24 protein-coding genes are annotated in these 26,320 nt (G+C 73.3%); 15 read left to right on the forward strand and 9 right to left on the reverse strand.

Annotated elements, in window-relative coordinates:
- Positions 1–43: 43 nt before the first annotated feature.
- Entirely contained in the window at positions 44–1,072 is a 1,029-nt protein-coding gene (locus ACZ6ZI_RS05985; protein WP_469516612.1) for an ABC transporter substrate-binding protein, read from the forward strand.
- 61 nt (positions 1,073–1,133) lie between these two features.
- Complete coding sequence (locus ACZ6ZI_RS05990; RefSeq protein ID WP_469516616.1) at positions 1,134–2,243, forward strand: aryl-sulfate sulfotransferase; 1,110 nt, start codon at positions 1,134–1,136, stop codon at positions 2,241–2,243.
- A gap of 16 nt (positions 2,244–2,259) precedes the next feature.
- Here the strand turns inward: ACZ6ZI_RS05990 and ACZ6ZI_RS05995 are convergent, their stop codons facing one another.
- On the reverse strand, positions 2,260–2,460 hold the full coding sequence (locus tag ACZ6ZI_RS05995; protein WP_363059945.1) for a chaplin: 201 nt from the start codon (positions 2,458–2,460) through the stop codon (positions 2,260–2,262).
- 281 nt (positions 2,461–2,741) lie between these two features.
- Between ACZ6ZI_RS05995 and ACZ6ZI_RS06000 the strand changes: the two genes are divergently transcribed.
- The gene (locus ACZ6ZI_RS06000; protein ID WP_469516619.1) at positions 2,742–4,337 is read left to right on the forward strand and encodes a phospholipase D-like domain-containing protein; all 1,596 of its coding nucleotides are present in this window, start codon (positions 2,742–2,744) and stop codon (positions 4,335–4,337) included.
- Positions 4,338–4,417: 80 nt separating this feature from the next.
- On the opposite strand, the gene ACZ6ZI_RS06005 is transcribed toward ACZ6ZI_RS06000, so the two are convergent.
- From ACZ6ZI_RS06005 to ACZ6ZI_RS06030, 6 genes are all read right to left on the reverse strand, one after another.
- Positions 4,418–4,810 (reverse strand): hypothetical protein, encoded by a 393-nt coding sequence (locus ACZ6ZI_RS06005; protein ID WP_363059949.1) that lies wholly within the window; start codon positions 4,808–4,810, stop codon positions 4,418–4,420.
- A 326-nt stretch (positions 4,811–5,136) separates the two neighbouring features.
- Positions 5,137–6,054, reverse strand: coding sequence for a MurR/RpiR family transcriptional regulator (locus ACZ6ZI_RS06010; RefSeq protein ID WP_363059951.1), 918 nt, complete (start codon positions 6,052–6,054; stop codon positions 5,137–5,139).
- Between the two features lie 125 nt (positions 6,055–6,179).
- Positions 6,180–6,992: a hypothetical protein gene (locus ACZ6ZI_RS06015; RefSeq protein WP_469516624.1), complete on the reverse strand. Its 813-nt coding sequence runs from the start codon at positions 6,990–6,992 to the stop codon at positions 6,180–6,182.
- Positions 6,992–8,266, reverse strand: a complete 1,275-nt coding sequence (locus ACZ6ZI_RS06020; protein WP_469516627.1) for a VWA domain-containing protein — start codon at positions 8,264–8,266, stop codon at positions 6,992–6,994. Before ACZ6ZI_RS06020 ends, ACZ6ZI_RS06015 begins: the two co-directional genes overlap by 1 nt.
- Positions 8,267–8,410: 144 nt before the next feature.
- Positions 8,411–9,613, reverse strand: a complete 1,203-nt coding sequence (locus tag ACZ6ZI_RS06025) for a cytochrome P450 family protein (protein WP_469516630.1) — start codon at positions 9,611–9,613, stop codon at positions 8,411–8,413.
- 84 nt (positions 9,614–9,697) lie between these two features.
- Entirely contained in the window at positions 9,698–11,602 is a 1,905-nt protein-coding gene (locus ACZ6ZI_RS06030) for a HelD family protein (protein WP_469516633.1), read from the reverse strand.
- On the opposite strand from ACZ6ZI_RS06030, the gene ACZ6ZI_RS06035 reads away from it, so the two are divergent.
- Positions 11,579–11,956, forward strand: a complete 378-nt coding sequence (locus ACZ6ZI_RS06035; protein WP_469516636.1) for a hypothetical protein — start codon at positions 11,579–11,581, stop codon at positions 11,954–11,956. The genes ACZ6ZI_RS06030 and ACZ6ZI_RS06035 overlap by 24 nt on opposite strands.
- A gap of 253 nt (positions 11,957–12,209) precedes the next feature.
- Positions 12,210–14,063 carry a glyoxal oxidase gene (locus tag ACZ6ZI_RS06040; RefSeq protein ID WP_469516639.1) on the forward strand — a complete coding sequence of 618 codons (1,854 nt, stop codon included), beginning with the start codon at positions 12,210–12,212 and terminating at the stop codon, positions 14,061–14,063.
- 31 nt (positions 14,064–14,094) lie between these two features.
- Here ACZ6ZI_RS06040 and ACZ6ZI_RS06045 read toward each other — a convergent pair whose 3' ends face one another.
- The gene (locus ACZ6ZI_RS06045; RefSeq protein ID WP_469517647.1) at positions 14,095–14,580 is read right to left on the reverse strand and encodes a MarR family winged helix-turn-helix transcriptional regulator; all 486 of its coding nucleotides are present in this window, start codon (positions 14,578–14,580) and stop codon (positions 14,095–14,097) included.
- Between the two features lie 108 nt (positions 14,581–14,688).
- On the opposite strand from ACZ6ZI_RS06045, the gene ACZ6ZI_RS06050 reads away from it, so the two are divergent.
- Both ACZ6ZI_RS06050 and ACZ6ZI_RS06055 read left to right on the forward strand, forming a co-directional pair.
- A complete protein-coding gene (locus ACZ6ZI_RS06050; protein ID WP_469516642.1) occupies positions 14,689–15,654 on the forward strand; it encodes a DMT family transporter in 966 nt (321 codons plus the stop codon).
- Between the two features lie 147 nt (positions 15,655–15,801).
- Positions 15,802–16,251, forward strand: coding sequence for an acyl-CoA carboxylase epsilon subunit (locus tag ACZ6ZI_RS06055; protein WP_469516646.1), 450 nt, complete (start codon positions 15,802–15,804; stop codon positions 16,249–16,251).
- Between the two features lie 57 nt (positions 16,252–16,308).
- On the opposite strand, the gene ACZ6ZI_RS06060 is transcribed toward ACZ6ZI_RS06055, so the two are convergent.
- Positions 16,309–17,940: an FAD-dependent oxidoreductase gene (locus ACZ6ZI_RS06060; RefSeq protein WP_469516649.1), complete on the reverse strand. Its 1,632-nt coding sequence runs from the start codon at positions 17,938–17,940 to the stop codon at positions 16,309–16,311.
- A gap of 285 nt (positions 17,941–18,225) precedes the next feature.
- Here ACZ6ZI_RS06060 and ACZ6ZI_RS06065 point away from each other — a divergent pair, with 285 nt between their 5' ends.
- The 8 genes from ACZ6ZI_RS06065 (at position 18,226) to ACZ6ZI_RS06100 (ending at position 26,263) form a co-directional block, all read left to right on the forward strand.
- Positions 18,226–19,323 carry a SchA/CurD-like domain-containing protein gene (locus tag ACZ6ZI_RS06065; RefSeq protein WP_363059971.1) on the forward strand — a complete coding sequence of 366 codons (1,098 nt, stop codon included), beginning with the start codon at positions 18,226–18,228 and terminating at the stop codon, positions 19,321–19,323.
- A gap of 167 nt (positions 19,324–19,490) precedes the next feature.
- The gene (locus ACZ6ZI_RS06070) at positions 19,491–19,937 is read left to right on the forward strand and encodes a cupin domain-containing protein (protein WP_363059973.1); all 447 of its coding nucleotides are present in this window, start codon (positions 19,491–19,493) and stop codon (positions 19,935–19,937) included.
- Positions 19,934–21,205: a beta-ketoacyl-[acyl-carrier-protein] synthase family protein gene (locus ACZ6ZI_RS06075; RefSeq protein ID WP_469516653.1), complete on the forward strand. Its 1,272-nt coding sequence runs from the start codon at positions 19,934–19,936 to the stop codon at positions 21,203–21,205. The genes ACZ6ZI_RS06070 and ACZ6ZI_RS06075 overlap by 4 nt, the downstream gene beginning before the upstream one ends.
- Positions 21,202–22,455, forward strand: coding sequence for a beta-ketoacyl synthase N-terminal-like domain-containing protein (locus ACZ6ZI_RS06080; protein WP_469516656.1), 1,254 nt, complete (start codon positions 21,202–21,204; stop codon positions 22,453–22,455). The genes ACZ6ZI_RS06075 and ACZ6ZI_RS06080 overlap by 4 nt, the downstream gene beginning before the upstream one ends.
- 75 nt (positions 22,456–22,530) lie before the next feature.
- Positions 22,531–22,785, forward strand: a complete 255-nt coding sequence (locus tag ACZ6ZI_RS06085; RefSeq protein ID WP_363059979.1) for an acyl carrier protein — start codon at positions 22,531–22,533, stop codon at positions 22,783–22,785.
- Position 22,786: 1 nt separating this feature from the next.
- Positions 22,787–23,269, forward strand: a complete 483-nt coding sequence (locus ACZ6ZI_RS06090) for an SRPBCC family protein (RefSeq protein ID WP_363059981.1) — start codon at positions 22,787–22,789, stop codon at positions 23,267–23,269.
- 31 nt (positions 23,270–23,300) lie between these two features.
- The gene (locus ACZ6ZI_RS06095; RefSeq protein WP_363059983.1) at positions 23,301–23,633 is read left to right on the forward strand and encodes a TcmI family type II polyketide cyclase; all 333 of its coding nucleotides are present in this window, start codon (positions 23,301–23,303) and stop codon (positions 23,631–23,633) included.
- 554 nt (positions 23,634–24,187) lie between these two features.
- Entirely contained in the window at positions 24,188–26,263 is a 2,076-nt protein-coding gene (locus tag ACZ6ZI_RS06100; RefSeq protein WP_469516662.1) for an RICIN domain-containing protein, read from the forward strand.
- Positions 26,264–26,320: the final 57 nt, after the last annotated feature.

Genomic DNA, 26,320 nt, shown 5'->3' on the forward strand with positions numbered 1-26,320 from the left:
TCCCGTCCCGCGAGGCCCTCGCGTCCCCGGAAGGACCCTTCCCATGTCCACAACCCGCTCCACGTCCAGACCCCGCGCGGTGGCAGCCGTGGCGTTGGCCGCCCTGTTCTCCCTGCTCGTCGGCGCCTGCGGCGACGGTTCCGCCGGCGGCTCCGGATCCCCCTCGGGCGCGGGCCGCGCCGCCGTGACCCTGGCCGGCAGCGACCACCTCGGCGGCGCTCCGGTCCACCTGGCACAGGAGCGCGGGCTGTGGTCGGCGGAAGGCCTCGACGCCACCGTGACCACCCTGCCCACCGGCAGGGACGCCCTCAACGCCGTGCTCGGCGGTCAGGCGCGCTTCGGGGTCGTCGGCGACCTGCCGGCCGTCACGGCCGCGCTGACCGGGCGCGACGTACGGATCGTCGCGGACCTGTCGCGCTTCTCTGACTGGCGCCTGCTGACCCGGACCGACCGGGGCATCGGCGGCTTCGACGCGCTGAAGGGCCGCCGGATCGGCGTCCCGCAGGGCACGAACGTCGAGTACGCGCTCTCGCGGATGCTGGCCGCGGGCCGGCTGACGGCGGCGGACGTGACCCTCGTGAACCTGTCCCCGAACCAGGTCCCCGCCGCCCTCGCCCGCGGGGACGTCGACGCCGGCGTCACCTTCCCCAGCTTCTACGAGGCCGCCCGTACCGCCCTCGCCGACCGCTACGCCGAGCTGCCCTTCTCCGGCTACACCGCCCGCACCCTGCTCATCGCCGGGCCCTCGGCGGACGACGCGACGACCACCGCGGTGCTGCGCGCCGTGCTGCGGGCCCAGCAGGCCGCCGCGGCCGACCCGGCCGCCGCCCGCGCGGCCGTCGTCGCCCAGTCGAAGGGCGCCCTCCAGGCCCCGTACGTCGAGGCCTTCCAGCCCCGCTACACCTACGGCGCGAGCCTGTCGCCGGAGCTGGTGACCCAGTTGGCGGACGAGGCCGCCTGGGCCAAGGCCGCGCAGTCCCTGCCCGGTTCCGCCGACGCCTCGGCCCTGCGGGAACGGCTGCGGCCCGGCCCGCTCAAGGCCGCCGACCCCGCCGCCGTCACCGTGTCCTGACCTCCGCCCCGTCCCCGCACCCCATCCCCCTCCCCCCGCCCGCCGATTCGAGGAGTTCCCCATGACCGTCGACCAGAACACCCTGCGCCGCCGGGGCACCGGCCTGCGCGCGCACGATCCCGCCCGGAGCTTCGGCGGGTACACCCTCTACACGCCGATCACCAGTGAGGGCGTGATCCACCTCGTGGACATCGAGGGCCGCTCCGCGCACACCTGGACCTCGCCGCACCCGCCGGGCCGGCAGGCGCAGCTCCTGCCGGACGGCACGCTCTTCTACGCCGCCAAGGACACCTCGGGACCGAGCCTCTTCCCCATCTGGGACGTCTACCACGGCGGCATCCTGCAACTCCTCGCACCCGACTCGACGGTGCTGCGCGAGGTCCGCCACCCGTTCCACCACCACGACGCGACGATCCTGCGCAACGGGAACCTGCTGATCGGCGCGGTGGAGCCGCTGGCACCCGCCGACGCCGCCCGCATCCGCGGCGGCATCCCCGGCTCCGAGGCCCCGGGCGGGGTGATCTACGGGGACGTGGTGTACGAGCTGACCTGGGACGGCGAGATCGTGTGGCGCTGGGCGGCGATCGAGCACCTGGATCCCGAGGAGGTGCCGCTGAACCCGCACTTCGCGCGGGAGCACTGGCCGATGGCGAACACGGTGAACGAACTCGCCGACGGGGGCGTGATCGTGGGCTTCCGCAGCGCGTCCACGACGGTGGCCGTCGACCGGGCCGACGGCGGCGTGCGCTGGCGGATCGGGCCCGACGTGCTGGCGCAGCAGCACCATCCGCACGAACTGCCGGGCGGCACGATCCTGGTGTTCGACAACGGCACCTACCGGGACACGACCTCGGTGCCGTACTCGCGGGTGCTGGAGCTCGACCCGAAGACGGGCGAGGAGGTCTGGTCGTACGAGGACAACCCGCCGCAGAACTTCTTCAGCCCGTACATGTCGAGCGCGCAGCGGCTGCCGAACGGCAACACGTTCATCGCGGAGGGTTCCTTCGGGCGGCTCTTCGAGGTGACGCCCGAGGGGGACGTGGTCTGGGAGTTCGTCGTGCCGGAGTTCGGTTCGTTCGACCGGGGTACGGGGTTGGAGTCCTCGCGCGGCGCCCAGAACTCCGTCTTCCGCGCCCACCGGTACGCGGCCGACCTGATCCCGTGGATCTGATCGGCCGCGGGCGGCGTCAGTTGTTCGAGCCGACCGTGTTGTCGTGGCCCGCGTTGAACACGTCGTCGGCGGCGAACTGGAGCCAGTCGCCGAAGACGATCGTGTAGGAGGGCTGCGGCCGGAAGTCCACGTTCACGTCGGCGCTCGCGGCGCCGGCGCCGCCGAGGACGATGGCGCCGGCGGCCAGAGCGGTGAGGACGGAGCGTACGGAGCGCATGGCTGCACCTTTCACAGGGGGAAGGGAACAGTCCCCGAAGGTAGGGCGGGGTGGGCTCCGTGTCCCCGGCGGCGTTCCGCGCCGCGCCGAGACGCATCCGATCGGACGCATCCGGCCGGCCCCGGGCGGCGGGGCCGGCCGGGGGCCGTCCGCGGCGTGGCCGGAACCGCTCGCTCCAGGTGAACGCCGGTCTACGTACTGGTAACTTGCGCGAGTTGATCAAGGTCGGGCCCCGCTCTCCGGGGTCTTCGACCCGAGCCACCCCCATGCAAGGAACCACATTGGCACGCACCGTGCGCTCGGCGGCCCTCGCCTTCGCGCTCTCCCTCGCCGCACTGCCCACCACCCCGGCCTTCGCCGCCGACGGCTCCCCCACCCCGCACCTCGACGCCATCGAGCGGACCCTGCGTCAGGTCTCTCCCGGCCTGGAGGGTTCGGTCTGGGAGCGCACGTCGGGCAACCGGCTCGGCGCCTCCACCCCGGGCGGCTCGGACTGGCTGCTCCAGACCCCGGGCTGCTGGGGGGACCCGACCTGCGCCGACCGATCCGGTGCGCGCCGGCTCCTCGACAAGACCCGTGAGGACATCGCCCGGGCCCGGCAGAGCGTGGACATATCCACGCTGGCACCGTTCCCCAACGGTGGATTCCAGGACGCGATCGTGGCCGGCCTGAAGGAGTCCGTCCAGCGGGGCAACCGGCTCCAGGTGCGCGTCATGGTCGGCGCCGCGCCGATCTACCACGCCAACGTGGTCCCGTCCTCCTACCGCGACGAGCTGGTCGCCAAGCTGGGCCCGGCCGCCGCGAACATCACCCTCAACGTGGCGTCGATGACGACCTCGAAGACGAGCTTCTCCTGGAACCACTCCAAGCTGGTGGTCGTGGACGGCGCCTCGGTCATCACCGGCGGCATCAACAGCTGGAAGGACGACTACCTCGACACCGCGCACCCGGTGAACGACGTCGACCTCGCGCTGTCGGGTCCGGCGGCCGGTTCGGCCGGCCGCTACCTCGACACCCTCTGGGACTGGACCTGCCGCAACAAGAGCAGCTGGTCGAGCGTCTGGTTCGCCTCCACGAACGGCGCCGGCTGCCTGCCGACCCTGCCCCGCGACCCGGCCCCCGCGGGCGGCGGGAACGTCCCGGCCCTCGCGGTCGGCGGCCTCGGCGTCGGCATCCGCCAGAACGACCCGACCTCGACGTTCCGTCCCACCCTGCCGACGGCGCCCGACACCAAGTGCGGGATCGTCGGCGTGCGCGACCTCACCAACACCGACCGGGACTACGACACCGTCAACCCGGAGGAGAGCGCCCTGCGCGCCCTGGTCTCCGGCGCCACCTCGCACATCGAGATCTCCCAGCAGGACGTGAACGCGACCTGCCCGCCGCTGCCCCGCTACGACGTGCGGCTCTACGACGCGCTCGCCGCGAAGCTCGTGGCCGGTGTGAAGGTCCGCATCGTCGTCAGCGACCCGGCCAACCGCGGCGCGATCGGCAGTGACGGCTACTCCCAGATCAAGTCGCTGTCCGAGGTGAGCGACGCGCTGCGCGGCCGGCTCACGGCGCTGACCGGCGACGAGGGCCGCTCGAAGGCCGCGATGTGCCAGAACCTCCAGCTGGCCACCTTCCGCGCGTCCGAGAAGGCGACGTGGGCCGACGGCAAGCCCTACGCCCAGCACCACAAGCTGGTCTCGGTGGACGGCTCGGCCTTCTACATCGGTTCGAAGAACCTCTACCCGTCCTGGCTCCAGGACTTCGGCTACGTGGTCGAGAGCCCCGAGGCCGCCGGTCAGTTGGCGAACGACCTGCTGGCCCCGCAGTGGAAGTACTCCCAGGCCACCGCGACGTACGACTGGACGCGCGGCCTGTGCCAGGCCTGACGCGAAGGGGCCGTCGGCCCTGACCGACGCCCGGCCCCGGCCTCCGGGCCCGACGTCCGGGCCCGACGGACCCCGTCGGGTCAGCGCCTGCGCTGACCCGGCGGGGTCGCCGACGTCAGGAGGGCCTCGGAGACCAGGCGGACGCCCCGGGACAGCCGGCCGAGCTGGTCGAGTTCGATGGCGTACATCCGGATCGCGTTCTCGATGACGGACTCGGCCACGCCCATGGTCGGCAGGTCGGCGCGGCTGGTGTGCAGGGCCACGCGCACGGCGCGCATCTCGTGCTGGAGTTGCAGCTGCACGTGCCGGGCGAGGAGTGCCGGGTGACGGGTGAGCGTCAGGTAGCCGCCGTAGCGGGCCGGGAGCAGGTCCCGCAGCCAACGGGTCGCCGTGCGTTCCCAGTCGTGCGTGCCGGGGGCCTTGACCTGGAGGGGCCAGTCCGGGCTGCGCGTGAGGGTGGCCGTCTGGGGCATTCTCGTCACTTCCGAGGGGTGTCGAACTCTGATCGAGACACTGCGTGAGGGGGGCGGCCTCGGCCCAGGGGTTGACCGAGGCCGCCAGGGGCGCCGCTACGGGGACCCGAAAGCCTTGACCTGGCACCCCGGTCTCGCCGTGAGGAGGAGCGGCGTACCGGTGTGTCTGTTCGAGGAGGACGTGGGGAGCGCCCTCCTTGGCATCCGTCGGATCCGAGCGCCGCCGTCAGTAAACATATATACCGTCGAGTACGCAAGCGTATGAAAAATTTCATACTCGACGAGGCTGTGAATATCCCTGCCCCGCTTCCGGCGGAGGGCATGCGTCAGAGAAAGAATCCGTGCTGGTCAGCGGCCTGCTCGTACTGTTCGAGCCGGGCCTGCGTCCGTTCCGGATCGGCGTCGGCCATGGCCTGGAGCAGGGCGGCGGAGAGCATTCCGGGGGCAGCGTAGGAGTCGAAGACCAGACGCGAACCGGTACCGGCGGTGAAGGACACGTCGGCCTCGTCCACCAGGGGACCCACCGTCGGGTCGCTGATCAGCACGACGCGCATGCCCGTGCTGCGGGCCGCCCGCAGCGCGGCCAGGGTCTCGTTGGCGTGCCGGGGCATGGCGAAGGCCAGCACCCAGGTCCCGCCGGCCGCCCTGGACTGCAACAGGGCGTCGTAGGCCACGCTGCCGCCCCGCGTCACCAGGCGGACGTCGGGGTGGATGCGCCGGGCCGCGTACGCGAAGTACTCGGCGAGGGAGACCGAGATCCGCAGGCCCAGCACGGTCAAGGGCACCGAGCGGGCGAGGTTGCGGCCGATCTCCAGCACCTGGTTGGTGTCGGCGAGCAGCCGGCGGACGTTCTCCAGGTTCTCGATCTCGGCGTCGACGGCCGCCTGGAGCTCGTTGTGACGGATCTGCTCCCTGCTGTCGGGGGTGCCGGCGACGGCGCTCAGCGCGATGGGCTGGAGGACGTCGCGCAACGCCGGGTAGCCGCTGAACCCCAGGGAGGCCGCGAACCGGGTCACGGAGGGCTGGCTCACCCCCGCCCGCTCGGCGAGCTCGGTGATCGACAGGAAGGCGGCCTCGGTGAGGTGGTCGATCAGGTACTGGGCGATGCGCCGCTGGCCCGGCGAGAGCCGACGGCCGTCGAACAGCGCGAGGAGCCGTTCGGCGGGCGCCCTGACCTGCTCCGGCGCCGCGCCGCTCGGCGTGATCGCGGCCGCCTGCGCGCGTGCCTGCTGCCCCGATGACACCGGAGGGCCTCCTTCTCATGTCACTCGTACTCCAACATAGCCCACGCTCCGTGGTCGGTGATCATTTGTCTCACCGGAGCCGCCGGGGGCCGCCGCGCCCCGACGGACGCGGCGGCCCCGAGGGCTCAGGACCTCGGCGCGGAGCCCGCCGGAAGGCCCCGACCCCGGGTCAGGGAGTACCCCCAGATGCCCGCGAGGGCCGCGAGGACACCGCCGGCCGCCGTCCAGATCCAGCGGTCCGACCACCAGCCGCCGGACCAGCCGTTCTCGGGCGCGCGGGCCTCCCGCTGCGCCTCGGAGGCGGTCGCGATGCCGGGTACCAGCGGCTCGGCCAGGGCGGCGTCCACCGCGCCGGCCCCGCCCGTCTCCTTCACCTCGGCCTCGACGCGCGCGCGGACCGGCAGGCCGAGGTCCTCCTCGTGCGCCCCGGAGACCGTCACGCGCACGTAGTAGCTCCCGGGCAGCGGGTCCGCGGCCCAGGGCTCGGCACCGGAGCGGACCGTGCGCAGCACGCAGGCCAACTCCGCCTCCCGCGCCTCCTTGGGGACCGTCACGCTCTGGTTCCCGTAGGTGCAGGCCTGCCGGCGGCGCAGGCCGTCGTACACGTCCACCCGCCAGGTCTGCGCGCCGTGCCGGACGGCCGACTCGGGCAGGGTCACCGTCGCCCGTACGGTGACGCGGTCGCCGGCGTCGGCCGGCAGCACCCAGTACAGGTAGTCACCGGTGGAGGCGGAGGCGGTGGCCTTCTGGCCCGGCCGGAAGGGGGTCGCGGTGCGGAAGCCGGTGCCGGCCTCCGTCGGGCCGGAGCCGTCCCGGCCGTCGCTCGGCTTCGGGCTCGGCGCCGCGGGGGCGGCGGGGGCCGCCGACGCGACGGCCGCGGGGCCGAGCAGGGCGCCCGCCGCGAGGAGCACGGCGGTCAAGGTGCGTACGCTACGCATCAGTTGGTCCTCCAGACGGAGACGCGCCAGCGCGAGATCCAGCCCCAGACGAGGCCCGCGAGCAGGCCCGCGAGGGTGAGGGCGGCCAGGAGCCACCAGCCGCGGCCGAGTCCGAACGAGGCCACGTCCGAGCCGGAGTCGGGACCGTCGACCAGGTCCACGGTCAGCTCGACGGGCATGCCGGGCGCGGTCTTGACGGCCGGACCGGCCGAGAAGGAGTTGCTGACCTGGAGGCAGACCGTCTCGGGCGCCTCGGCCGCGTCCCCGTCGACTCCGTCGAGCGGGGCCTTCGGGTAACGCAGGCCGGTGGACAGGACGTCGGTCCGGCCGTCGCCCGCCTCGGAGCCGCGGACGATCTCCCGGCCGCGGTCGGTGGTGGCGCGCAGCATGACGCCGTAGTCGTTGTTGACGGCCCGGTCGGCGCCGACGCTGACCGAGGCGCGCAGTTCCTGGCCGGGGCGGACGTCGACCCGGTACCAGCGGTGCTCGCCGAAGGTCTCGCGGTCGCTGTAGAGGCCGGCGCCCAGCTTCGGGGCGTTCTCGCAGCTCTTGGCGCCCTCGGTGGCGACGGGGGTGACGACGGGGTCGGCCGCGCGGTCGACGAGTTGTCTGACCCTGCCGGAGAGTTCGGCGGTGTGCTGCACGGAGGTGTAGGTGCCGCCCGTGGCCTCCGCGATGCAGTTCAACTGGGCGCGGGTCTTGGCGTCGGGGACCAGGCCGAGGGTGTCGACGACGAGGTGGGTGCCCTTGGCCGCGATCTCGCGGGCGATCTCGCACGGGTCCAGCGGGGCGCAGGTGTCCTCGCCGTCCGTGATGAGGACGATCCGGCGGGTGGCGTTGCCGCCCTCCAGGTCCTGGGCCGCGCCGAGCAGCGCGGGACCGATCGGGGTCCAGCCGGTGGGGGCGAGGGTGGCGACGGCCGTCTTGGCCTCGGTGCGGTTGACGGCGCCCACCGGGTACAGCTGCTGGGTGTCCTTGCAGCCGAGGTTGCGGTCGTCACCGGGGTAGGTGGCGCCCAGCGTCCTTATGCCGAGGCGGACTTCGTCGGGCACCGCGTCGAGCACCTCGTTGAAGGCCTGTTTCGCGGCGGCCATCCGGGACTGGCCGTCGATGTCGTTCGCCCGCATCGAGCCGCTGACGTCGAGGACGAGCTCGACCTTCGGCGGCTCCTTCGCCGGTCCGTCGGCAGCTGCGGCGCCCGTCGGGAGGAGCCCTGCGGTCAAGGCGACGAACAGCCCGCAGGCCCCGGCCGCCAGCCGTTTTCTTGTGATCATCGCTGGATCGTATGGAGGTTCGTCCGACAATCCAAAACGGCTCGTGAGGGCTCTCGTTCGCCCTTCGGGACGGCTGGGACGGGTGCGGCGCGCGCCCCTCGCGCGCCGCCCCGCCCGCCGGATCGCGCCCCGTCCCGCCCGTGGTTACCAGCGCACCGGGAGCCGGCTCACGCCGCGCATCAGACTGCCCGGGAGCCAGTCGAGGGGACCGCCGGCCGGGTCCGCCGCGAGGTCCGGGAAGCGTTCCAGCAGGGTCCGGATCGCGATCCGGCCCTCCATGCGGGCCAGGGGGGCGCCGATGCAGAAGTGCAGGCCGTGCCCGAAGGCCAGGTGGCCCTGCGGGGCGCGCCGGATGTCGAACACGTCGGCCTCGGCGAAGCGGGCGGAGTCCCGGTCGGCGCCCGCCAGCGAGACGAGGACGACGGCTCCGGCCGGGATGACGACGCCGCCGATCTCCGCGTCCTCGGCGGCGTAGCGGTAGGTGGCGTTCTGCACGGGCCCGTCGTAGCGGAGCATCTCCTCCACCGCGCCGCCGATGAGCCCGTCGTAGTCGGCGCGCAGCGCGGCGAGTTGCTCGGGGTGTTCGAGCAGGGCGCGCACGCCGTTGCCGATGAGGTTGACGGTGGTCTCGTGGCCGGCGATCAGCAGCAGGAAGGCCATGCCGATCAGTTCGTCGGCGGAGAGCGAGTCGCCGTCCTCGTCGCGGGTGCGGATCAGTGCGCTGAGGAGGTCCTCGCCGGGGGTGTGGGCCTTGGCCTCGACGAGGTCGGCCAGGTAGGCGCTCAGTTGGACGTGCGCCTCGCCGTTGGCGTCCACGGAGCGCGGCGCCACGACCTCGTTGGACCACTGGCGGAAGCGTTCGCGGTCCAGGTCGGGCACGCCGAGCAGCTCGCAGATCACCGTCATCGGCAGCGGGAAGGCGAGGGCTTCGATCAGGTCGGCGGAGCGGCCCGGGCGGGCGGCCATCGCGTCGACGAGTTCCTCGGTGACCTGCCGCACGCGCGGGCGCAGGGCCTCCACCCGGCGTGCGGTGAACTCGCGGGCCACCAGGCGGCGCAGACGGGTGTGGTGGGGCGGGTCGGATTCGAGCATGTTGGAGTTGGCGGCGGTCGGCTCGATGTCCGGGTACAGCCCGGAGGTGCGCCAGTCCTTCAGGATCGCGGGGTGCGTGAGGGCCTGGCGGGCCTCCTCGTGGCCGACGACGAGCCAGTAGGGGCCGCCGTCGGGGGTGACGGAGGTGTCGGGGCCGACCCGGTGGACCGGGCCGGCCGCGCGCAGCGCCGCGTAGAAGGGGTACGGGTCCGCGTTGAATTCCTCGGCGTGGGAACTGATGTCGACTACAGGCATTCGGTCACAGTACGACCGTGAACGCGCGCGGCGGCCGCTCGAACCGGCCACATGACCCACCCGTGGCCGGAGTTCGCCCGTGCGTCAGCCGGTCAGCCCCTCGGGCAGGGGCTCCGCGTGCAGCACCACCAGGTGTTGGGTGGCGCGGGTGAGGGCCACGTAGAGGTCGCTCGGCCGAAGGTGGGCGGGCTCGACCACGACGACCGTGTCGAACTCCAGGCCCTTGGCCCGGCTCGGGTCCAGCAGGACGACCGGCCGGGTGAGGTCGGGGTCGTCTCCCGCCCGGACGCCGGGCAGTTCGGCGGCGATCGCGGGGTGCAGGGGGCGCGGGGCGATGACCGCGAGCCTGCCCCGCTCCGGGGCGACCTCGCGGACGGCCCCGGCGACGGCCGCGGGAAGGTCGTCGGCGGCCCTGACGACGGGGGCGGTACCGGTGGAGCGGACCGAGCGCGGGGGTTCGAAGTCGGGGTGGTGGGCCCGGAGCACGCCGGCGGCGAGCTCCATGATCTCTGCGGGCGTTCGGTAGTTGACCTCGAGCCGGACCCGGTCCCAGCGGTCGGCGGCGTGGGGCTCCAGGATCCGTTCCCAGGAGCCGCAGCCCGCCTCGTCACCGGTCTGGGCGGGGTCGCCGACCAGGGTCATGGAGCGGGTGGGGCAGCGGCGCATGAGCAGCCGCCAGGCCATCTCGGAGAGTTCCTGCGCCTCGTCGACGATGACGTGCCCGAAGGCCCAGGTGCGGTCGGCGGCCGCGCGTTCGGCCGTCGTGCGGTGGTCGGCCTCCTCGTGCCGCTCCGCCATGCGTTCGGCGTCGATGATGTCGTGGGCGGCCAGGTACTCGTTCTCCTGGTCCTCGAACTCGTAGGAGTCGGAACCCCGGCCCAGGTCGAGGACTCCCTGCGCGTACGCGACGCGCTCCAGCCGGGCGCGTTCGGCGGCGGCCCGCTGCGCGCTGTCGTCCACGCCGAGCAGTTCGGCGGCCTCGTCGAGGAGGGGGACGTCGGCGGGGGTCCACTGCCCCGAGGTGCGCCGGATCAGCGCGGCGTCCTCCTCGCCGAGGTGGGTGGGGTCGGCCAGGAAGTCGGCGACGAGCCGCTGGGGGGTGAGGTGGGGCCACAGGACGTCGATGGCGGCGTGCACCTCGCGGCTGGTGGCGATCTCCTTGCCGAGCTGCGCGACGTCGTCCGGGCCGAGCAGGTTGGGCCCTCCGTAGGGGTCGGCGCCGAGCCGGTCGGCGAGCTGCGCGGTCAGCGCGTCGATGACCGAGAACGCGAAGTAGGGGCGGGCGGGGTTGTGCGGCAGGCCGGTGGCGCGGGCCCGGTCGCGGGCCTCGTGGGCGATGGCGCGGTCCAGCAGGAGGGTGCCGTAGCCGTCGTGCTCGATCTCCAGGGCCGGTTCGGGGACGACGGCGCTGTCCTCGCCGCTGCCGGCGGGCACCTCCTCGGGGAGGGTCTGCCGGTCGGCGACGACCCTGGCCAGGACCTCGGCCATGGAGGCGCGTCCCTTGACGGCCGCGGCTCCCGGGCGGTCGGCGCCGGTGGCGCGGACGCCGGGGAAGAGGTCTCCGGGGGCGGCGAGCAGGACGCCGGTCTCGCCGAGGGCGGGCAGCACCTCGCCGATGTAGTCGAGGAAGGAGGGGTTGGGTCCGACGATCAGCACGCCGCGTTTGGCGAGGAGCTCGCGGTGGGCGTAGAGCAGGTAGGCGGCGCGGTGCAGGGCGACGGCGGTCTTGCCGGTGCCCGGGCCGCCCTCCACGACCAGGACTCCCTGATGGGGCGAGCGGATGACGCGGTCCTGTTCGGCCTGGATGGTCCGCACGATGTCGTGCATGCGTCCGGTCCGGGCGGCGTCGAGGGCGGCGAGCAGGACCGCGTCCGCGTCGGCGCCCTCGTACCCGGTGCGCTCGGTGTCGGTGAGGTCGAGGATCTCGTCGTGCAGGGCGGTGACGCGGCGGCCCTGGAGGGTGATGTGGCGGCGACGGCGCAGGCCCATCGGGACGTGGCCCGTCGCGAGGTAGAAGGGGCGGGCGCGCTCGGCACGCCAGTCGAGAACGAGGGGGGTGCGCTCGGCGTCGTCCTGACGGATTCCGATGCGGCCGATGTGGTGGTGGCGGTCGTCGGAGAAATCGAGGCGGCCGAAACAGAGACCGTGTTCGGCCGCGTTCAGGACGGAAAGGAGACCGGACTGTTCCGCGACGAGGACGTCCCTTTCCAGACGCGCCTGGAATCCGCCCGCGCCCTGACGCAGAGCGCTCTGAACAGCGTGTTCGGCATCATCGCGCAGATTTTCGAGACGCTCGTACAGCTCCGTGACGAATTGTTGCTCGTCCTGGAATTCGATGTTTGACAAAGCCGCTCCCTGCGCGATACGATGCACCCGTAAGACTGCCCCACGCCTTCTTCGAAATGAAGTCGTGAACCATCAAATATACGCGCATGCGAGCCCTGGACGTCAATTCGTCCGGGGCTTTTCTCGTGGTAGGGGCGGTCGCCCGGCCGCCTGCGATCCGGTGAAGCCGTCGCGCCGTATCGGGCGATATGTGACGGATCTTCTAGCATGACCTCCCTCCGGTCCGCGCCGCCGCACACCGAGGAGTCGCATGTCCCGAGCACGCCGGACCGCCGCACGCTCCGCCGCGGTCCTCCTCTGCGCCCTGGCCCTCTCCACGACGGCGGCCCTCCCCGCCTCCTGCGACCCGGCCGACGCGGGTCCCGCCCACGCCGACGGCACCCACACCCACGCCGACGCGGCGACGGCCGGCGAGCGCGCGACGCTGGGCGAGGAGCACGCCCGCGCCCACGCCGAACGGCGCCGCGCCGCGCGGGGCACGGGCGGCTACCCGCAGTCCACCCGCACCGCGAGCCTCGCCGCGCTGACCCGCTCCCAGGCACTGGCCAACGAGGCCCACCCTCCCGCGCTGTCGGGCCGGTTCGCGCAGTTCTTCCCCTCCCCCGACTTCGGCGTCCACCTCGCCCAGCTCCCCACCGGCAAGGTGCTCCTCTTCTCCTTCGAACGGGTGGAGGTCGATCCCACCAAGGAGACCGGCCCCACCGACCGGATCGGGCCCACCAACGCGGGCCGCGCCTTCCTGTGGGACCCCGCCCGGGGTACCGGCGCCTCCGCCTTCAAGGAGGTCAGGCCGCCGACCGTGCTGATGCCCGACGGTACGCACGCCCCGCGCCCCGCACCCTTCTTCTGCGCCGGCCACGCCTTCCTGCCCAACGGGATGCTCGCGGTGTTCGGCGGGAACACCGGCGGCAAGGGCGGCAGCGGGGCGCGGCTCTCCTTCGTGTTCGACCCGTGGACCGAGCTCTGGTACCGCAACCGGGACATGGCCGTCGGTCGCTGGTACCCCTCGGCCGTCACCGGCGCCGACGGCCGCCAGATCATCGTGTCGGGCCAGTCCGAGCGCGGCACGGGCACGCCCACCCCCGTGGTGGAGCGCTTTCCCGCGAAGCGACTGCCCGTGCCGTGGCGCCCGTACGACATCCCGCTGGACGTCGCCCCGGAGCGGTTCGGGGCCGACGCGCCGTTCCGCAACGACTACCCGCACCTGTTCTCGCTGCGCGACGGCATGATCTACGGACTGGGCCGGGACGCCGACCAGCAGTGGCTGTTCGACCCCGTCCGCGAGACCCGCCGGGACCTGCCCCGACGCCCCGCCGACTTCCGCGGCTACGGTTCGGCCGTGCCGCTGCCGGCCGGGCTGCGCGGACCGGACTCCGTCCTGGTCCTCGGCGGCGATCCGCTCGACCCGAACACCTACCGGCTTTCCCCCACGGGCTGGACCACCGAGGAACCCCGCGCCTTCGGCCGCACCCAGGACGACACGCTGATCCTGCCGGACGCGACGCTGCTCACCGTCAACGGAGCGCTGAGCACCCGCGACTACGGGCACGGGCCGTTCAACCCGAAGGCCGACCTGAAGTACCGCCACACCGAGCTGCGCGACGCGAACGGGCACTGGAGGCTCGGCCCCGCCCAACGCCTGCCGCGCGGCTACCACTCGAACGCGCTCGTGCTGCCCGACGGCCGGGTGATGGTGACCGGCGACGAACTCCAGCAGATCGCCAACGACCCCGACATCACGGACCCGATGGACGGCAGCATCGAGCTGTACGAGCCCGCGTACCTGCACCGGGGCGGCTCCCGCCCGGCGCTGGACGCGGCGCCCCGGGGCGAACTCGCCCACGACAGCGCCTTCGAGGTCCGCAGCACGACCGCCGCCGCCGTCCGTCGGGCCGTGCTGCTCGCGCCGACGACGGTCACGCACGCCGTGAACACGAGCCAGCGCCACCTGGAGCTGCCCGTGACGGACGTGCGCGGCGACCGGATCGCGCTGCGCACCCCGCCGTCGCCGGCCGACGCGCCGCCCGGCTACTACATGCTGTTCCTGCTGGACGGGCGCGGCGTGCCCAGTACGGCCGCGTGGGTGAAGCTGGGCGTGCGCTGAGGGAGCGCGGCCCCGCCGGGACCGGGCCGCGTCATCGTTTCGGCGGTTCGATCCGGGTCAGCCAGGTGGTGAGCAGCGCCTCCAGGGCGGCGGCCTCGTCCGGCGTCAGGTCGTCGAGGAGCGCCCGCTCGTTGCGCATGTGCTCGGTGAAGGCCCGGTCGATCACCTCGCGGCCCGCCGGGGTGAGGGCGACGACCCGGCCGCGGCCGTCGTCGGCGGCGCGGCGGCGGGCGACGAGTCCGGCCCGCTCCAGCCGGTCGATCCGCTTGGTCATCGCGCCGGTGGTGACCATGGTGTGGGCGGCCAGTTCACCCGGGGCCCGCTCGTAGGGTTCGCCCGCGCGGCGCAGGGCGGCGAGGACGTCGAACTCCCCCTCGCCCAGCCCGTGGCGGCGGTAGACGGGGGTGAGGCGGTCGGTGAGGAGCAGGCCGAGGCGGTGCAGGCGGCCGATCACCGCCTGCGGGCCGACGTCGAGGTCCGGGCGTTCACGGGCCCATTCGGCCTGGATGCGGGCCACGTGGTCCAGCGGGGGACTCGGCTCCCCCGGGGCGGATCCGGCGGGCGTCGGGTGGCTGTTTCGGTTCACCCCTCCAGCATAGCTTCCACGGAAGCTATTATGTCTTCCATGGAAGCCAATATGCGGTGGTCGCTGGTGACCGCGATCGCCCCCGTCGCCTGGGGCGCCAACTACTACGTGACCCGGGCCTTCCTTCCGGAGGGGCACCCGCTCTACGGGGCGGCGATCCGGGCGCTGCCCGCCGGGCTGCTGCTGCTCGCCGTGTGCCGCAGGCTGCCGACCGGGTCCTGGTGGTGGAAGTCGCTGCTGCTGGGGGTGCTCAACATGGGCGGCTTCTTCGCCCTGGTGTACGTGGCCGCGCAGCGGCTGCCGACGAGCGTGGCCGCCACCGTGATGGCGACGGCCCCGCTGGTCCTGATGCTGCTGGCCTGGCCCCTGGTGGGGGAACGGCCGCGGGCACGGCACCTGGCGGGCGCGGGGCTGGGGGTGGGCGGGGTGGCGCTGCTGTTCACCGGCGGCGCCCCGGCCGATCCCCTGGGGGTGGCCGCCTCCGTCGCCGCCATGGCCATCTCCTGCCTGGGGCTGGTCCTCGCCAAGCGGTGGAGCGCCGGCGCCGGGGTCCTCGCCTCGGCCGCCTGGCAACTGCTCGGCGGCGCCCTGGTGCTGTTGCCGCTCGCGGCCCTGGTGGAGGGCGCGCCGCCGGCCCTCGACGGCCGGGCCCTGCTCGGCTTCGCCTACGTCGTCCTGGTGGCGACCGCCCTTGCCTTCAGCGCCTGGTTCGCCGGATTGCGCCGGTTGCCGGCGGCCGCCGTCGGGCTGCTGGGGCTGCTCAACCCGGTGACGGGGGTGCTGCTGGGCACGGTGGTCGCCGGCGAGACCCTGACGGCGCGGCAGCTGTGCGGCCTGCTGCTGACCGTGGGCGGGATCCTGCTGGGGAGCGTCCTCGCGCCCGCTCCGGCCGCCGCGCCGGCCGCGGGCGCCGCCCCGGTGCCGGCGCCCGCGCGACCCGGGCGTGTCGCACGGATGGGTGTGGACGAAGCCCCCCGGCACGACAGGCCCCGGTCCGGCTCGTAGCGTCGTCAGCACGCGGACCCGACGGTCCGAAGGGGCCCGGCGAGCCGTCGTCGACCTGGTGCCGCCGCGGCGGCACTTCGACGAGGACCCGGCAGGGCCAGGGGGGTCGCCCGACGAGAGGCCGAGCCGATGCGCATAGCCGACCCGATGTCCGCCCCCACGTCCGCCTCCCTCGGCACCCGCATATCCGTCGGCGCCACCACCACCCTCGGCCCCGACGGCGCCGTCGCCGCCCCCGTGACCGAGCCGGCGCACCGACCGGCCGCGCGACCGCCGGTCCCACCCACCACCGAGCCCGCCGCCGAACCGGCCGCCGAGCCCCCGGTCGAGGCCCTGACCCGAGCCCCCGTCGAGGCCCCGGTCGACGCGGGCGCCGCCGCGCGGGGCGAACCCGCCCCCGCGACCGGACTGTTCCGGGTCCACCGGGGACACCCCGGCCCCGAGGAGCTGGCCGCCGTCGCGGTCGTGGTCGCCTGCCTCCTCGCCCGGACCACCGGCGCGGGCTCCCGGAGCACCGGTGTCGCGCCGCACCGCCCCCGTCCGCGCTCCCGCGCCGGCGCCCACGGCTGTTGGGCGGGGTGCTGGGCCTGCCGCTGAGGCACCCCGTGAACACCCCTGCCGGCCGGTGCGGATCCCGGCCGGCAGGGGCTTTCCTCAGGACTTGTGCAGCAGCTGCGCCATCGCCTCGCGCAGCGCCCGGTACGGGTCGGCGGCGGCGCCCTCCGCACGCCACGCCACGAATCCGTCCGGCCGGACCAGGACGGCGCCGTCGGCGGGCAACTCGTGGGCCCGCGCCCAGTCGACGTCGTCCACCGGCTTCAGGTCGGCGTCCGCCCCGCTGCCCAGCGTCCAGGTGTCCAGGTGCGCGCCCAGGTCCCGCGCCACCCGCGCCGCCGCCTCCGACCAGGGCGTGCCCGCGCCGCTGAGCAGCGTGAACGAGCGCTCGTAGAGGTCGAGCGTGGAGATCCGCTCCCCCGCCCGGAGCACCCACAGGTGCGGGGCGCGGGTGCCGACGTCGCCCGTGAGCCGCAGCTCCTCGGGGATGATGGGCCGGTCGGGGTCGCCGCCCACGACGGCGCCCTGCGGGTAGCAGTAGCCCATGGCCGTGGTGAGGACCCCGCTGCCGGGGCCACCGCCCATGGTGGGCGGAGGGACGTAGCCGGGGTGGCTGTGTTCGGCGGAACGGGCCGATGCGCGCTCGCTGGTGGCGCGGGCCACGGGGAGCCGCTCGGTCTCGTAGGTGGCCAGGAGCTCCTGACCGGCGGAGCCGTTCAGCACCGCGGCGACCTTCCAGGCCAGGTTGTGCGCGTCCTGGATGCCGGTGTTGGAGCCGAACGCCCCGGTGGGCGACATCTCGTGGGCCGCGTCGCCCACCAGGAAGACCCGGCCGACCCGGTACTGTTCGGCCACCCGTTCGGCCGCGTGCCAGGGAGCCTTCCCGCCCACCTCGACGTCGAGGTCCGGCACGCCGATGGCGTTGCGGATCTGCGCCACGCAGCGTTCCTCGGTGAAGTCCTCCAGGGTCTCGCCCGTCTCCGGGTGCCAGGGGGCGTGGAAGACCCACTGGGTCTCGTTGTCCACCGGCAGCAGCGCCCCGTCGGCGCCGGGCTTCATCAGGTAGCAGACGATGAACCGCAGGTCGCCCAGTTCCTCGGCGAGCCGCTCCGAGCGGAAGACGATGCTGACGTTGTGGAAGAGCTCGCCGCTGCCCGTCTGGCGGACGCCCAGGCCTTCCCGTACGGGGCTGCGCGGACCGTCGGCGGCGATCAGGAAGTCCGCTCGGACGCTGATGTGCTCACCGGTCTCCCGGTTCTTCACCAGCGCGCTCACTCCGTCGGCGTCCTGGTCGAAGCTCATCAGTTCGGTGGAGAAGCGCACGTCGGCGCCCTGCGCGCGGCTCTGCGAGGCCAGCAGCGGCTCGATGTTGTTCTGGCTGCACAGGCACCAGCCGGTCGGGCTGAAGCGGCGCAGGGCGTTGCCCGGGTCGACGGCCTTGATGAGCCACTTGTGTTCGCCGCCGATCAGGGACTGGGTCTGGAGGATGCCCTGATTGGCCTCCAGGGCGGAGGCCTCCTTGCGGATGGCGGGTTCGGCTCCCGCCGTGCGGAACAGTTCCATCGTCCGGGCGTTGATGCCGCGGCCGCGGGGGTGGACGGAGGTACCGGAGTGCTTCTCGACCAGCATGTGTCTGATGCCGTGACGGCTCAGGAACAGCGAGGTGGACAGGCCCACGAGGGAGCCGCCCACGACGAGGACCGGTACGCGAACATCGGCATGCTCTTCCATCAGCTGCGGGCTCCTGTTTCGTGTGGGGGGCAGTGGACGCCTTATGCCCACGATCGGGGTTCAAGCCCTGGCGAGTCGCCTCTTGTCACCCGCTTGATCCGGAGATGTAGCGAGACGTACCCGGGCGGATGACGATGAGCGACAGCGGCGGCCCCTTCGGCCCTGCCGCCCGTGGTTCCCGACCGCGCGGGCCCCGAGGGCCCCGCGCACCCGGGGAGTCGCCGCCGATCGGCGCACGTGAGCGCGTACGCGCCGGCCTTCTTGCCCTCACGAAGGAGTGAGCAGATGACAACCACCCTGTCCGAACGGGTGTCGCAGTCCGCTTTCGACGGCTCCATGCTCCGGGTCGTCCTGCTGATGGACCTGCACGAGGGGGCCCAGCAGCGGTTCTTCGAGGCGTACGAGCAGCTCCGGCACGACATCGCCTCGGTCCCCGGCCACCTCGGCGACCAGCTGTGCCAGTCCTTCGAGAACCCCTCGCAGTGGCTGATCACCAGCGAGTGGGCGAGCGCCCCGCAGTACCTCGCCTGGGTCAACAGCGAGGAGCACGCGGAGCAGGTCCGCCCGCTCGGCGCCTGCGCGCGCTCCATGCGCCCGCTGAAGTTCACCGTCCTGCGCGAGACCGGCAAGCGCTACGAGGCCCCCGCGGCGGCCGTCGGGATCCGGCTCCAGGACTCCCCGCGGCTGGGCGCCGGCGTCGTGCGCCACGCGCTGACCTTCACCGTCAAGCCGGGCAGCGAGGGGAAGGTGGCGCAGATCCTGTCGTCCTACGCCTCCCCCGAGGCCCGGGTCGACGACCACACGCGGCTGTGCCGGACCTCCCTGTTCATGCACGGCAACCGGGTGGTGCGGGCGGTGGAGGTGCAGGGCGACCTGATGGCGGCGCTGCGCCACGTGTCGGAGCAGCCGGAGGTGCGGGCCGTCGAGCACGCCATCAACCCGTACCTGGAGCAGGACCGGGACCTGGCGGACCCGGAGTCCGCCCGGATGTTCTTCATGCGGGCCGCCCTGCCGGCCGTCCACCACCTGGCGGAGCAGGGCAGGCCGCCGCAGGAGGTGCGCCGGCACGCCTTCTTCTACCCGGCGAAGCCCGGCTGCGGCTCGCTGCTCGCCCGCTTCCTGGCCCGCCAGGACGAGGCGGCGGCGAAGCTGCCGACGAGCCCGGTGCTGAGCAGCACCGTCTTCCAGCGGGACGACGTCGTGGTCCGTCTCCTGGACGTGTTCGGGCCGGCCGACGAGCGCTTCGCCGCCGGCTTCGGCATCGAGGGTCCCCGTCAGGCGGCGGTCCTGGACCGTCTGCTGGCCGGGGCGCCCGGCGCGGCCCGGCCGGGCCCGCACCTCATGGACCCGATCACCGACCGCCGGGCTCCGGCGGAGGTCTGATCCGCTTGGTCCGGGACCGCCGAGGCCCCGGACCGGAAGGGCCCCGAACCGGTCGGACCGCACCGGAAGGGCCTGAACCCGAAGGGGGCGGACACCCCGCTCCGTCCCCCTCACCCACCACCGGCAGCCCACGGCCGGGCTCCGCGTACGCCAGGAGGAAGTCAGCGATGACCAAACATCACCCGCGGATCGTCGATCTCGGCGAGACCCAGCCCAACCGCAGGCGCGGAGGTGACCTGCGCGCCGTGCTCACCCCGACCTCGGTGGGTTCGACGAGCGGGTTCATGGGCCTGGCCGTGATGGCCCCCGGCGAGTCGATCGCCGAGCACTACCATCCCTACTCCGAGGAGTTCGTGTACGTGGTCAGCGGCACGCTGGAGGTGGACCTCGACGGCGACGCGCACCCGCTGCGCGCCGACCAGGGTCTGCTCGTCCCGCTCAACGTGCGCCACCGCTTCCGCAACGTCGGCGACACCGAGGCCCGGATGGTCTTCCACCTCGGTCCGCTCGCCCCGCGTCCCGAACTCGGGCACGTCGACACCGAGGAGGCGCCGCACCCTGAGGCCACGGCCTGGGCGGAGCGGCCTCCGGAGCGCTCGGGAGCGGTCTCGTGACCCGCCGGCGAGTGGCCGTCACGGGGGTGGGCGTCGTCGCCCCCGGTGGCATAGGCACCACCGCCTTCTGGGACCTGCTGTCGAACGGCCGTACGGCGACGAGGGGCATCACCCTCTTCGACCCGGCCGGGTTCCGCTCCCGGATAGCCGCCGAGGTGGACTTCGATCCCGCCTCGCACGGTCTGGGGGCCGACGACACGGCCCGGGCGGACCGGTACATCCAGTTCGCGCTGGTCGCCGCCCGCGAGGCGGTGGCCGACGCCGGGCTGGAACTCGACGACGAGGACGCCTGGCGCACGGGGGTCTCCCTCGGCACGGCCGTCGGCGGCACCACGCGGCTGGAGCACGACTACGTGGCCGTGAGCCAGAAGGGCGACTGGTGGGACGTGGACCACCGGCTGTCCTCCCCCTTCCTGCACCGGGCGTTCACGCCCGCGACCCTCGCCTCGGCGGTGGCGGAGCAGACGGGGGCCCGCGGGCCGGTGCAGACCGTCTCGACGGGCTGCACGTCGGGCCTCGACGCCGTCGGGTACGCGGTGCACGCGATCCAGGAGGGTCGGATGGACGTCTGCATAGCCGGCGCCTCGGACTCGCCCGTCTCCCCCATCACGGTGGCCTGCTTCGACGCGATCAAGGCGACCTCGGCGAACAACGACGACCCGGCGCACGCGTCGCGGCCGTTCGACGCCGACCGGGACGGTTTCGTCCTGGGCGAGGGCGGCGCCGTCCTCGTACTGGAGGAGTGGGAGCGTGCCCGGGCCCGCGGGGCGACCATCTACTGCGAGATGGGCGGGTACGCCACCTTCGGCAACGCCCACCACATGACGGGGCTGACGGCCGAGGGCCTGGAGATGGCCCGTGCCATCGAGACGGCCCTGGCGCAGGCCCGGATCGGCGCCGAGGACGTCGACTACGTCAACGCGCACGGTTCCGGCACGAAGCAGAACGACCGCCACGAGACGGCGGCCGTCAAGCGGGTGCTGAAGGACCACGCGTACCGGACGCCGATGACCTCCATCAAGTCGATGGTCGGGCACTCGCTCGGGGCGATCGGCGCGATCGAACTCGCGGCCTGCGTGCTGGCGATGACCCACCAGGTGGTGCCGCCGACCGCGAACTACGAGACCCCCGACCCGGAATGCGACCTCGACTACGTGCCGCGCACGGCCCGCAGCCACACCCTGCGCAGCGTGTTGTCCGTCGGCAGCGGCTTCGGCGGATTCCAGTCCGCCGTGGTCATGACCCAGCCCAAGGAGGTGCGCGCGTGAGCAGCCGCAGAGCCGACACGTCGCCGGCCGTCACGGGCATCGGGGTCGTCGCGCCCAACGGGATCGGCGCCGATGCCTTCTGGAAGGCCACCCAGGCGGGTGACAGCGTCCTGGACCGGGTGACCCGGCAGGGGTGCGAGCACCTTCCGGTGCGGGTGGCGGGCGAGGTACGGGGATTTGAACCCAACTCGCTGGTCGAGGACCGGTTCCTGGTGCAGACGGACCGCTTCAGCCACTACGCGCTGGCCGCGGCCGATCTCGCGCTGGAGCACGCCCGGCTCGGTCGGGCGGACTACGAGGACGACCCGTACGCGGTGGGCGTGGTGACGGCCGCGGGTTCGGGCGGTGGCGAGTTCGGGCAGCGCGAGCTCCAGCGGCTGTGGGGGCAGGGCCCCCGCTTCGTCGGCCCGTACCAGTCCATCGCCTGGTTCTACGCGGCCAGCACCGGCCAGGTGTCCATCCGGCGCGGGTTCAAGGGCCCGTGCGGGGTGGTGGCGAGCGACGAGGCGGGCGGGCTGGACGCCTTCGCCCACGCCGGCCGGGCGATCCGGCAGGGCAGCCGGGCCATGCTGGTCGGTGCGACGGAGGCCCCGCTCGCGCCGTACTCGGTGGTCTGCCAGCTGGGTTACGAGGGGCTGAGCACCTGGGACGACCCGGAGCGGGCCTACCGGCCCTTCACCTCGAAGGCCTGCGGGTTCGTCCCCGCGGAGGGCGGGGCGATGTTCACCGTCGAGGACGCGACCGCCGCCCGGCGGCGCGGAGCGACGGTGCGCGCCCTGGTGGCCGGGCACGCGGCGACGTTCACCGGAACCGGGCTCCGGGAGGAGTCCGGGGAGGGGCTGGCGCACGCGATCCGCGGGGCGTTGCGGGAGGCGGGATGCGCTCCCGAGGAGGTCGACGTGGTGTTCGCGGACGCCCTGGGCACGCCCGAGGCGGACGCGGCCGAGGTGCGGGCCATCCACTCCGCCCTCGGCGGGCACGCGGCCGAGGTGGCCGTGACGGCGCCCAAGACCGGTTTCGGTCGGGCGTACTGCGCGGCCGGCACCCTCGACGTCGCCACGGCCGTGCTGGCCCTGGAGCACGGCGTCGTGCCGCCCACGCCGAACGTCTTCGACGTCTGCCACGACCTGGATCTGGTCACGGGCAGCGCGCGCGTGGCCCCGCTGCGGACCGCGCTCGTCCTGAGCCGGGGCCGGATGGGGTCGAACGCGGCACTCGTCCTGCGCAAGGGGCCCGAACACCCGGCCTAGGGATCGGACCCGGTTGGTCAGGGCCGCGCGCGGGTTCGGCGCGGCCCTCGGGAAGCACGAGAGAGAGAAGGCACCATGTCCGACCGACTGACCATGGAAGAGCTGGCGACCCTCATGAAGACCGCCGGCATCACCGTCGACCCCGGCGAGATGGCGAGCCGGCCCGACTCGCAGTTCGACGAGTACGGCCTCGACTCGCTCGGTCTGCTCGGCATCGTCGGCGAGCTGGAGAACCGGCGGGGCCGTGCGCTGCCCACCGACGCGGACCGCTGCAAGAGCCCGCGCGAGTTCCTCGACCTCGTCAACAACAGCCTCATGACCGGAGCCTGAGATGCCTGGACACACCGACAACGAGATCACCGTCAACGCGCCCGTCGAGCTGGTGTGGGACGTGACGAACGACCTGCCGAACTGGCCGGAGCTGTTCAGCGAGTACGCGTCGATCGAGATCCTGGAGAAGGCCGGGAACACGACGCGCTTCCGCCTCGCCATGCACCCCGACGAGAACGGGGTGGTGTGGAGCTGGGTCTCGGAGCGGACGGTCGACCGCGCGGGCCTCACGGTCAGGGCCCGCCGGGTGGAGACCGGCCCGTTCGCGCACATGGACATCCACTGGGAGTACGGGGAGGCCCCCGGCGGCGGTACCCGGATGCGCTGGGTCCAGGACTTCGCGATGAAGCCGGACGCGCCCATCGACGACGCGGGGATGACCGACCGCATCAACCACAACTCGCGGATCCAGATGGAACTGATCCGGGACAAGATCGAGAAGCTGGAGCGGGACAAGCGCAAGACCGTGACCGGTCGACGCTGAGCCCCCCACGAGACGAAAGGCACGAACTCCGATGCACCAAGCCCTCATCGTGGCGCGCATGGCGCCCGGTTCGGCCCACGACATCGCCGGCCTGTTCGCCGAATCGGACGCGGGTGAACTGCCGCGCCTGGTCGGGGTCAACCGCCGGAGCCTGTTCCAGTTCGGCGACGTGTACATGCATCTGATCGAGTCCGACACCGACCCCGGCCCGGCCATCGCCCGGGTCGCGGGGCACCCGGAGTTCCAGGGGCTGAGCGACCGCCTCGCGGCCTTCGTCAGCCCGCACGACCCCGAGACCTGGCGCAGCCCCAAGGACGCCATGGCCCACCGCTTCTACCGCTGGGAGCGCGAAGTGGGCCGCTAGGTCGTCTCTTTCGGATCTTGCCGATCAAGCCCGCGTCGTTCGGTGCCGTGCATCGCAAGGCAGAGAGGCTCCCGACTACTGGACGTACTCGGGTGCCTCGACAACGCGGCGAGGCGCGGTGCCGAACGACGCGGGTCAGGCAAGATCCGGAAGAGACGGCCTAGCCGGGGTCGTCGGGTGGTCGTGGGCCCGTCGGGGTGCCCTTGCCGTGACCGGAGCGCCGGTCCGCCTGGGCACCCGCGGTCGTGTGCCTCACCGCTCGTGACGGGGGATATTCGGCAGGTAGTTTTTGCGTGAATACCTGACTGAATTCCCGTCAACAAGGTTCCGCCTACTATCTCGATTTGATAACGAGATGGCCGTAAAGGCCTGGACCTTTCCGGTGCGACGCGCGTAACTCCCTTTGTTTGCAACCAAATTGACAGATCATCAAATTCGACCGCCAGGTAACGGATAGATATCCCGAGCCTGGCTCCCGTTTGTCCGAATTCTCCGCGGCTCCCTTCTGGCAAGCTTCCGCGCACCCACTCTCCTGACCAGGACTTGAGGTGCGCATGACACCCCGTTCCACCGCACGACGCTCCGGCGGCCGCAGACGCCGCGAACACCGGCGCAAACCCCGCAGGCTGCTGCTCGTCGCCGCGGCGATGGCCACGGCCGGCCTCATAGCCGGCGGCATCGCCTGGTCCGACCTCGGCGACGACGCCGGGGCGACCACGGCCGTCGCGGCCGGCGCGCCCGACTCCCCCGCCCCCGAACCGGCCGCCGCGCCGGCCCGGGACGAGGAGCCCGCCCCCGTCACGGCCACCCCCGCGAACGAGGGCGCGCGCGGCCTGGTCTACGACGGACTCCAGGCGGCGCCCAAGGGCGACCGTTGCGCCGGCGTCTACCGCACCGGCGCCGGCCACTGCACCCACGGCCCCGACGCCCCGCCCGGGGGCGTGGACATCAAGAAGGACGTCGAGCCCGTCGTCCGGGTCAAGGCCCCGGCCGTCGACCCGGCCGCGGCCGGCGGCGACGGCCCCGCCGCGGAAGGCGCCGGGCGTCCTCAGGACGCGCCCGCCGCCGACGCGCAGAGCGCCAAGTCCGCCGCCGCCCCCGCCCCGCCGACCACCGGTGAGCGCACCCCGGCCGCCGGCCCCGCCGGCCAGACCGTCCAGTGCGACGGCGACGGCACCACCGGCAACCGCGTCCAGGTGGTCTACGTCCACCCGCCCGGCGGCGACCGCTTCGCCGAGTACCAGGCCTCGTTCCGCAAGTGGGCCGCCGACGCCGACGTCATCTACGCGGCCAGCGCCAAGGAGACGGGCGGTGTCCGTCACATCCGCTACGTGACGGCCGCCGACTGCACCCCGGTGGTGCTCAACATCGAGCTCCCGGCCTCCGCGCTCGCCGAGTTCAGCGCCACCAACAGCGCGCTCGCCGCCAAGGGGCTCGACCGCCGCGACCGCAAGTACATGATCTTCGCGGACTCCAAGGTGTACTGCGGCATCGGCACCTTCAACGGCGACGAGCGCCCCGGCCAGAACAACCTGAGCAACTTCGGCCCCTCCTACGGGCGTACCGACTCGGGCTGCTGGGGCGGCCACACCGCCGCGCACGAACTCGGCCACAACCTGGGCGCGGTCAACAACAGCGCGCCCAACACCAGCCGCGGCGCCCACTGCACGGACGAGTGGGACGTGATGTGCTACTCGGACACCCCGTACTACCCGAAGATGCGCAACGTCTGCACCAACCAGGCCGCCGAGAACATCCTGGACTGCAACCACGACGACTACTTCCACACCAGTCCGAAACCGGGCAGCTACCTCGCCACCCACTGGAACATCGCCGACAACCAGTTCCTGATGCGCTCCGCCGGAGGCGGCGGCACCGACCCGGGGCCCGACCCCCGGCCCAGCCCGAAGCCGACGCCCAGCCCCACCAAGTCGCCCACCGGCGGCCCGAAGGTGACGGCCGGCCAGGTCCAGGCCGACTCCGCCGTGCTGAGCTGGCCCAAGGTCGAGGGCGCCGCCTGGTACCAGGTGATGCTGAACGGCAAGCACCTGACGTGGGTCCAGTCCACCAGCCTGCGCGTCTACAACCTGCGTCCCGGCACCGCCTACACGGCCGCCGTCTCGGTCCGTGACGGCTCCGGACGCGACAGCGGCCCCGGAACGGCCGCCTCGTTCCGCACGACCGACGCCGGCGGTGGCGGCACCACCCCGGGGACCCGCTACGTCCTCGGCAACGGCAGCAGCGGCATGGCCGCCGAGATCTGGGGCGGGCGCACCGCCGACGGCACCGTGCTGGTCACCGGCCGGACCAACGGCTACGCGCAGCAACAGTGGTTCTTCGACGACGCCGGCAACGGGCTGGTGCGGATCCGCTCCGCCGTCTCCGGCAAGTGCCTCCAGCCCGGCGGCGCCCCGGCGGCGGGCATGTGGGTCGCCCAGCAGCCCTGCGGCAACGGCGCCGCGCAGACGTGGCGGATGACCTCCCGCGACGGCGGGGTGAACATCACCGACCCGAGCGGCGGCTTCGCCCTGACCGTCGGCAACCGCCCGTACTACGGGAACTGGCTGCTGGAGTTCCAGCGCGCGGACGGTCGTCCGGCGCAGGTCTGGACGGCCCGCAAGGCCGCCTGACCCACCCCGGCGGGCGGTCGCGCCGCGCGGCCGCCCGCCGTACCCCTCCCTCCCACA

It is taken from the genome of Streptomyces sp. NPDC103540 (assembly GCF_055584445.1).

Excerpts from the sequence above, each read along its gene's own strand:
- ACZ6ZI_RS06025 (WP_469516630.1), bottom strand. The coding sequence starts at position 9,613 with ATGCCTGTAGTCGACATCAGTTCCCACGCCGAGGAATTCAACGCGGAC.
- ACZ6ZI_RS06090 (WP_363059981.1), top strand. The coding sequence starts at position 22,787 with ATGCCTGGACACACCGACAACGAGATCACCGTCAACGCGCCCGTCGAG.
- ACZ6ZI_RS06085 (WP_363059979.1), top strand. The coding sequence starts at position 22,531 with ATGTCCGACCGACTGACCATGGAAGAGCTGGCGACCCTCATGAAGACC.
- ACZ6ZI_RS05995 (WP_363059945.1), bottom strand. The coding sequence starts at position 2,460 with ATGCGCTCCGTACGCTCCGTCCTCACCGCTCTGGCCGCCGGCGCCATC.
- ACZ6ZI_RS06065 (WP_363059971.1), top strand. The coding sequence starts at position 18,226 with ATGACAACCACCCTGTCCGAACGGGTGTCGCAGTCCGCTTTCGACGGC.
- ACZ6ZI_RS05985 (WP_469516612.1), top strand. The coding sequence starts at position 44 with ATGTCCACAACCCGCTCCACGTCCAGACCCCGCGCGGTGGCAGCCGTG.
- ACZ6ZI_RS06015 (WP_469516624.1), bottom strand. The coding sequence starts at position 6,992 with ATGCGTAGCGTACGCACCTTGACCGCCGTGCTCCTCGCGGCGGGCGCC.
- ACZ6ZI_RS06030 (WP_469516633.1), bottom strand. The coding sequence starts at position 11,602 with ATGGGCCTGCGCCGTCGCCGCCACATCACCCTCCAGGGCCGCCGCGTC.
- ACZ6ZI_RS06020 (WP_469516627.1), bottom strand. The coding sequence starts at position 8,266 with ATGATCACAAGAAAACGGCTGGCGGCCGGGGCCTGCGGGCTGTTCGTC.
- ACZ6ZI_RS06055 (WP_469516646.1), top strand. The coding sequence starts at position 15,802 with ATGTCCGCCCCCACGTCCGCCTCCCTCGGCACCCGCATATCCGTCGGC.
- ACZ6ZI_RS06060 (WP_469516649.1), bottom strand. The coding sequence starts at position 17,940 with ATGGAAGAGCATGCCGATGTTCGCGTACCGGTCCTCGTCGTGGGCGGC.
- ACZ6ZI_RS06040 (WP_469516639.1), top strand. The coding sequence starts at position 12,210 with ATGTCCCGAGCACGCCGGACCGCCGCACGCTCCGCCGCGGTCCTCCTC.
- ACZ6ZI_RS06095 (WP_363059983.1), top strand. The coding sequence starts at position 23,301 with ATGCACCAAGCCCTCATCGTGGCGCGCATGGCGCCCGGTTCGGCCCAC.
- ACZ6ZI_RS06050 (WP_469516642.1), top strand. The coding sequence starts at position 14,689 with ATGGAAGCCAATATGCGGTGGTCGCTGGTGACCGCGATCGCCCCCGTC.
- ACZ6ZI_RS06005 (WP_363059949.1), bottom strand. The coding sequence starts at position 4,810 with ATGCCCCAGACGGCCACCCTCACGCGCAGCCCGGACTGGCCCCTCCAG.
- ACZ6ZI_RS06100 (WP_469516662.1), top strand. The coding sequence starts at position 24,188 with ATGACACCCCGTTCCACCGCACGACGCTCCGGCGGCCGCAGACGCCGC.
- ACZ6ZI_RS06070 (WP_363059973.1), top strand. The coding sequence starts at position 19,491 with ATGACCAAACATCACCCGCGGATCGTCGATCTCGGCGAGACCCAGCCC.
- ACZ6ZI_RS05990 (WP_469516616.1), top strand. The coding sequence starts at position 1,134 with ATGACCGTCGACCAGAACACCCTGCGCCGCCGGGGCACCGGCCTGCGC.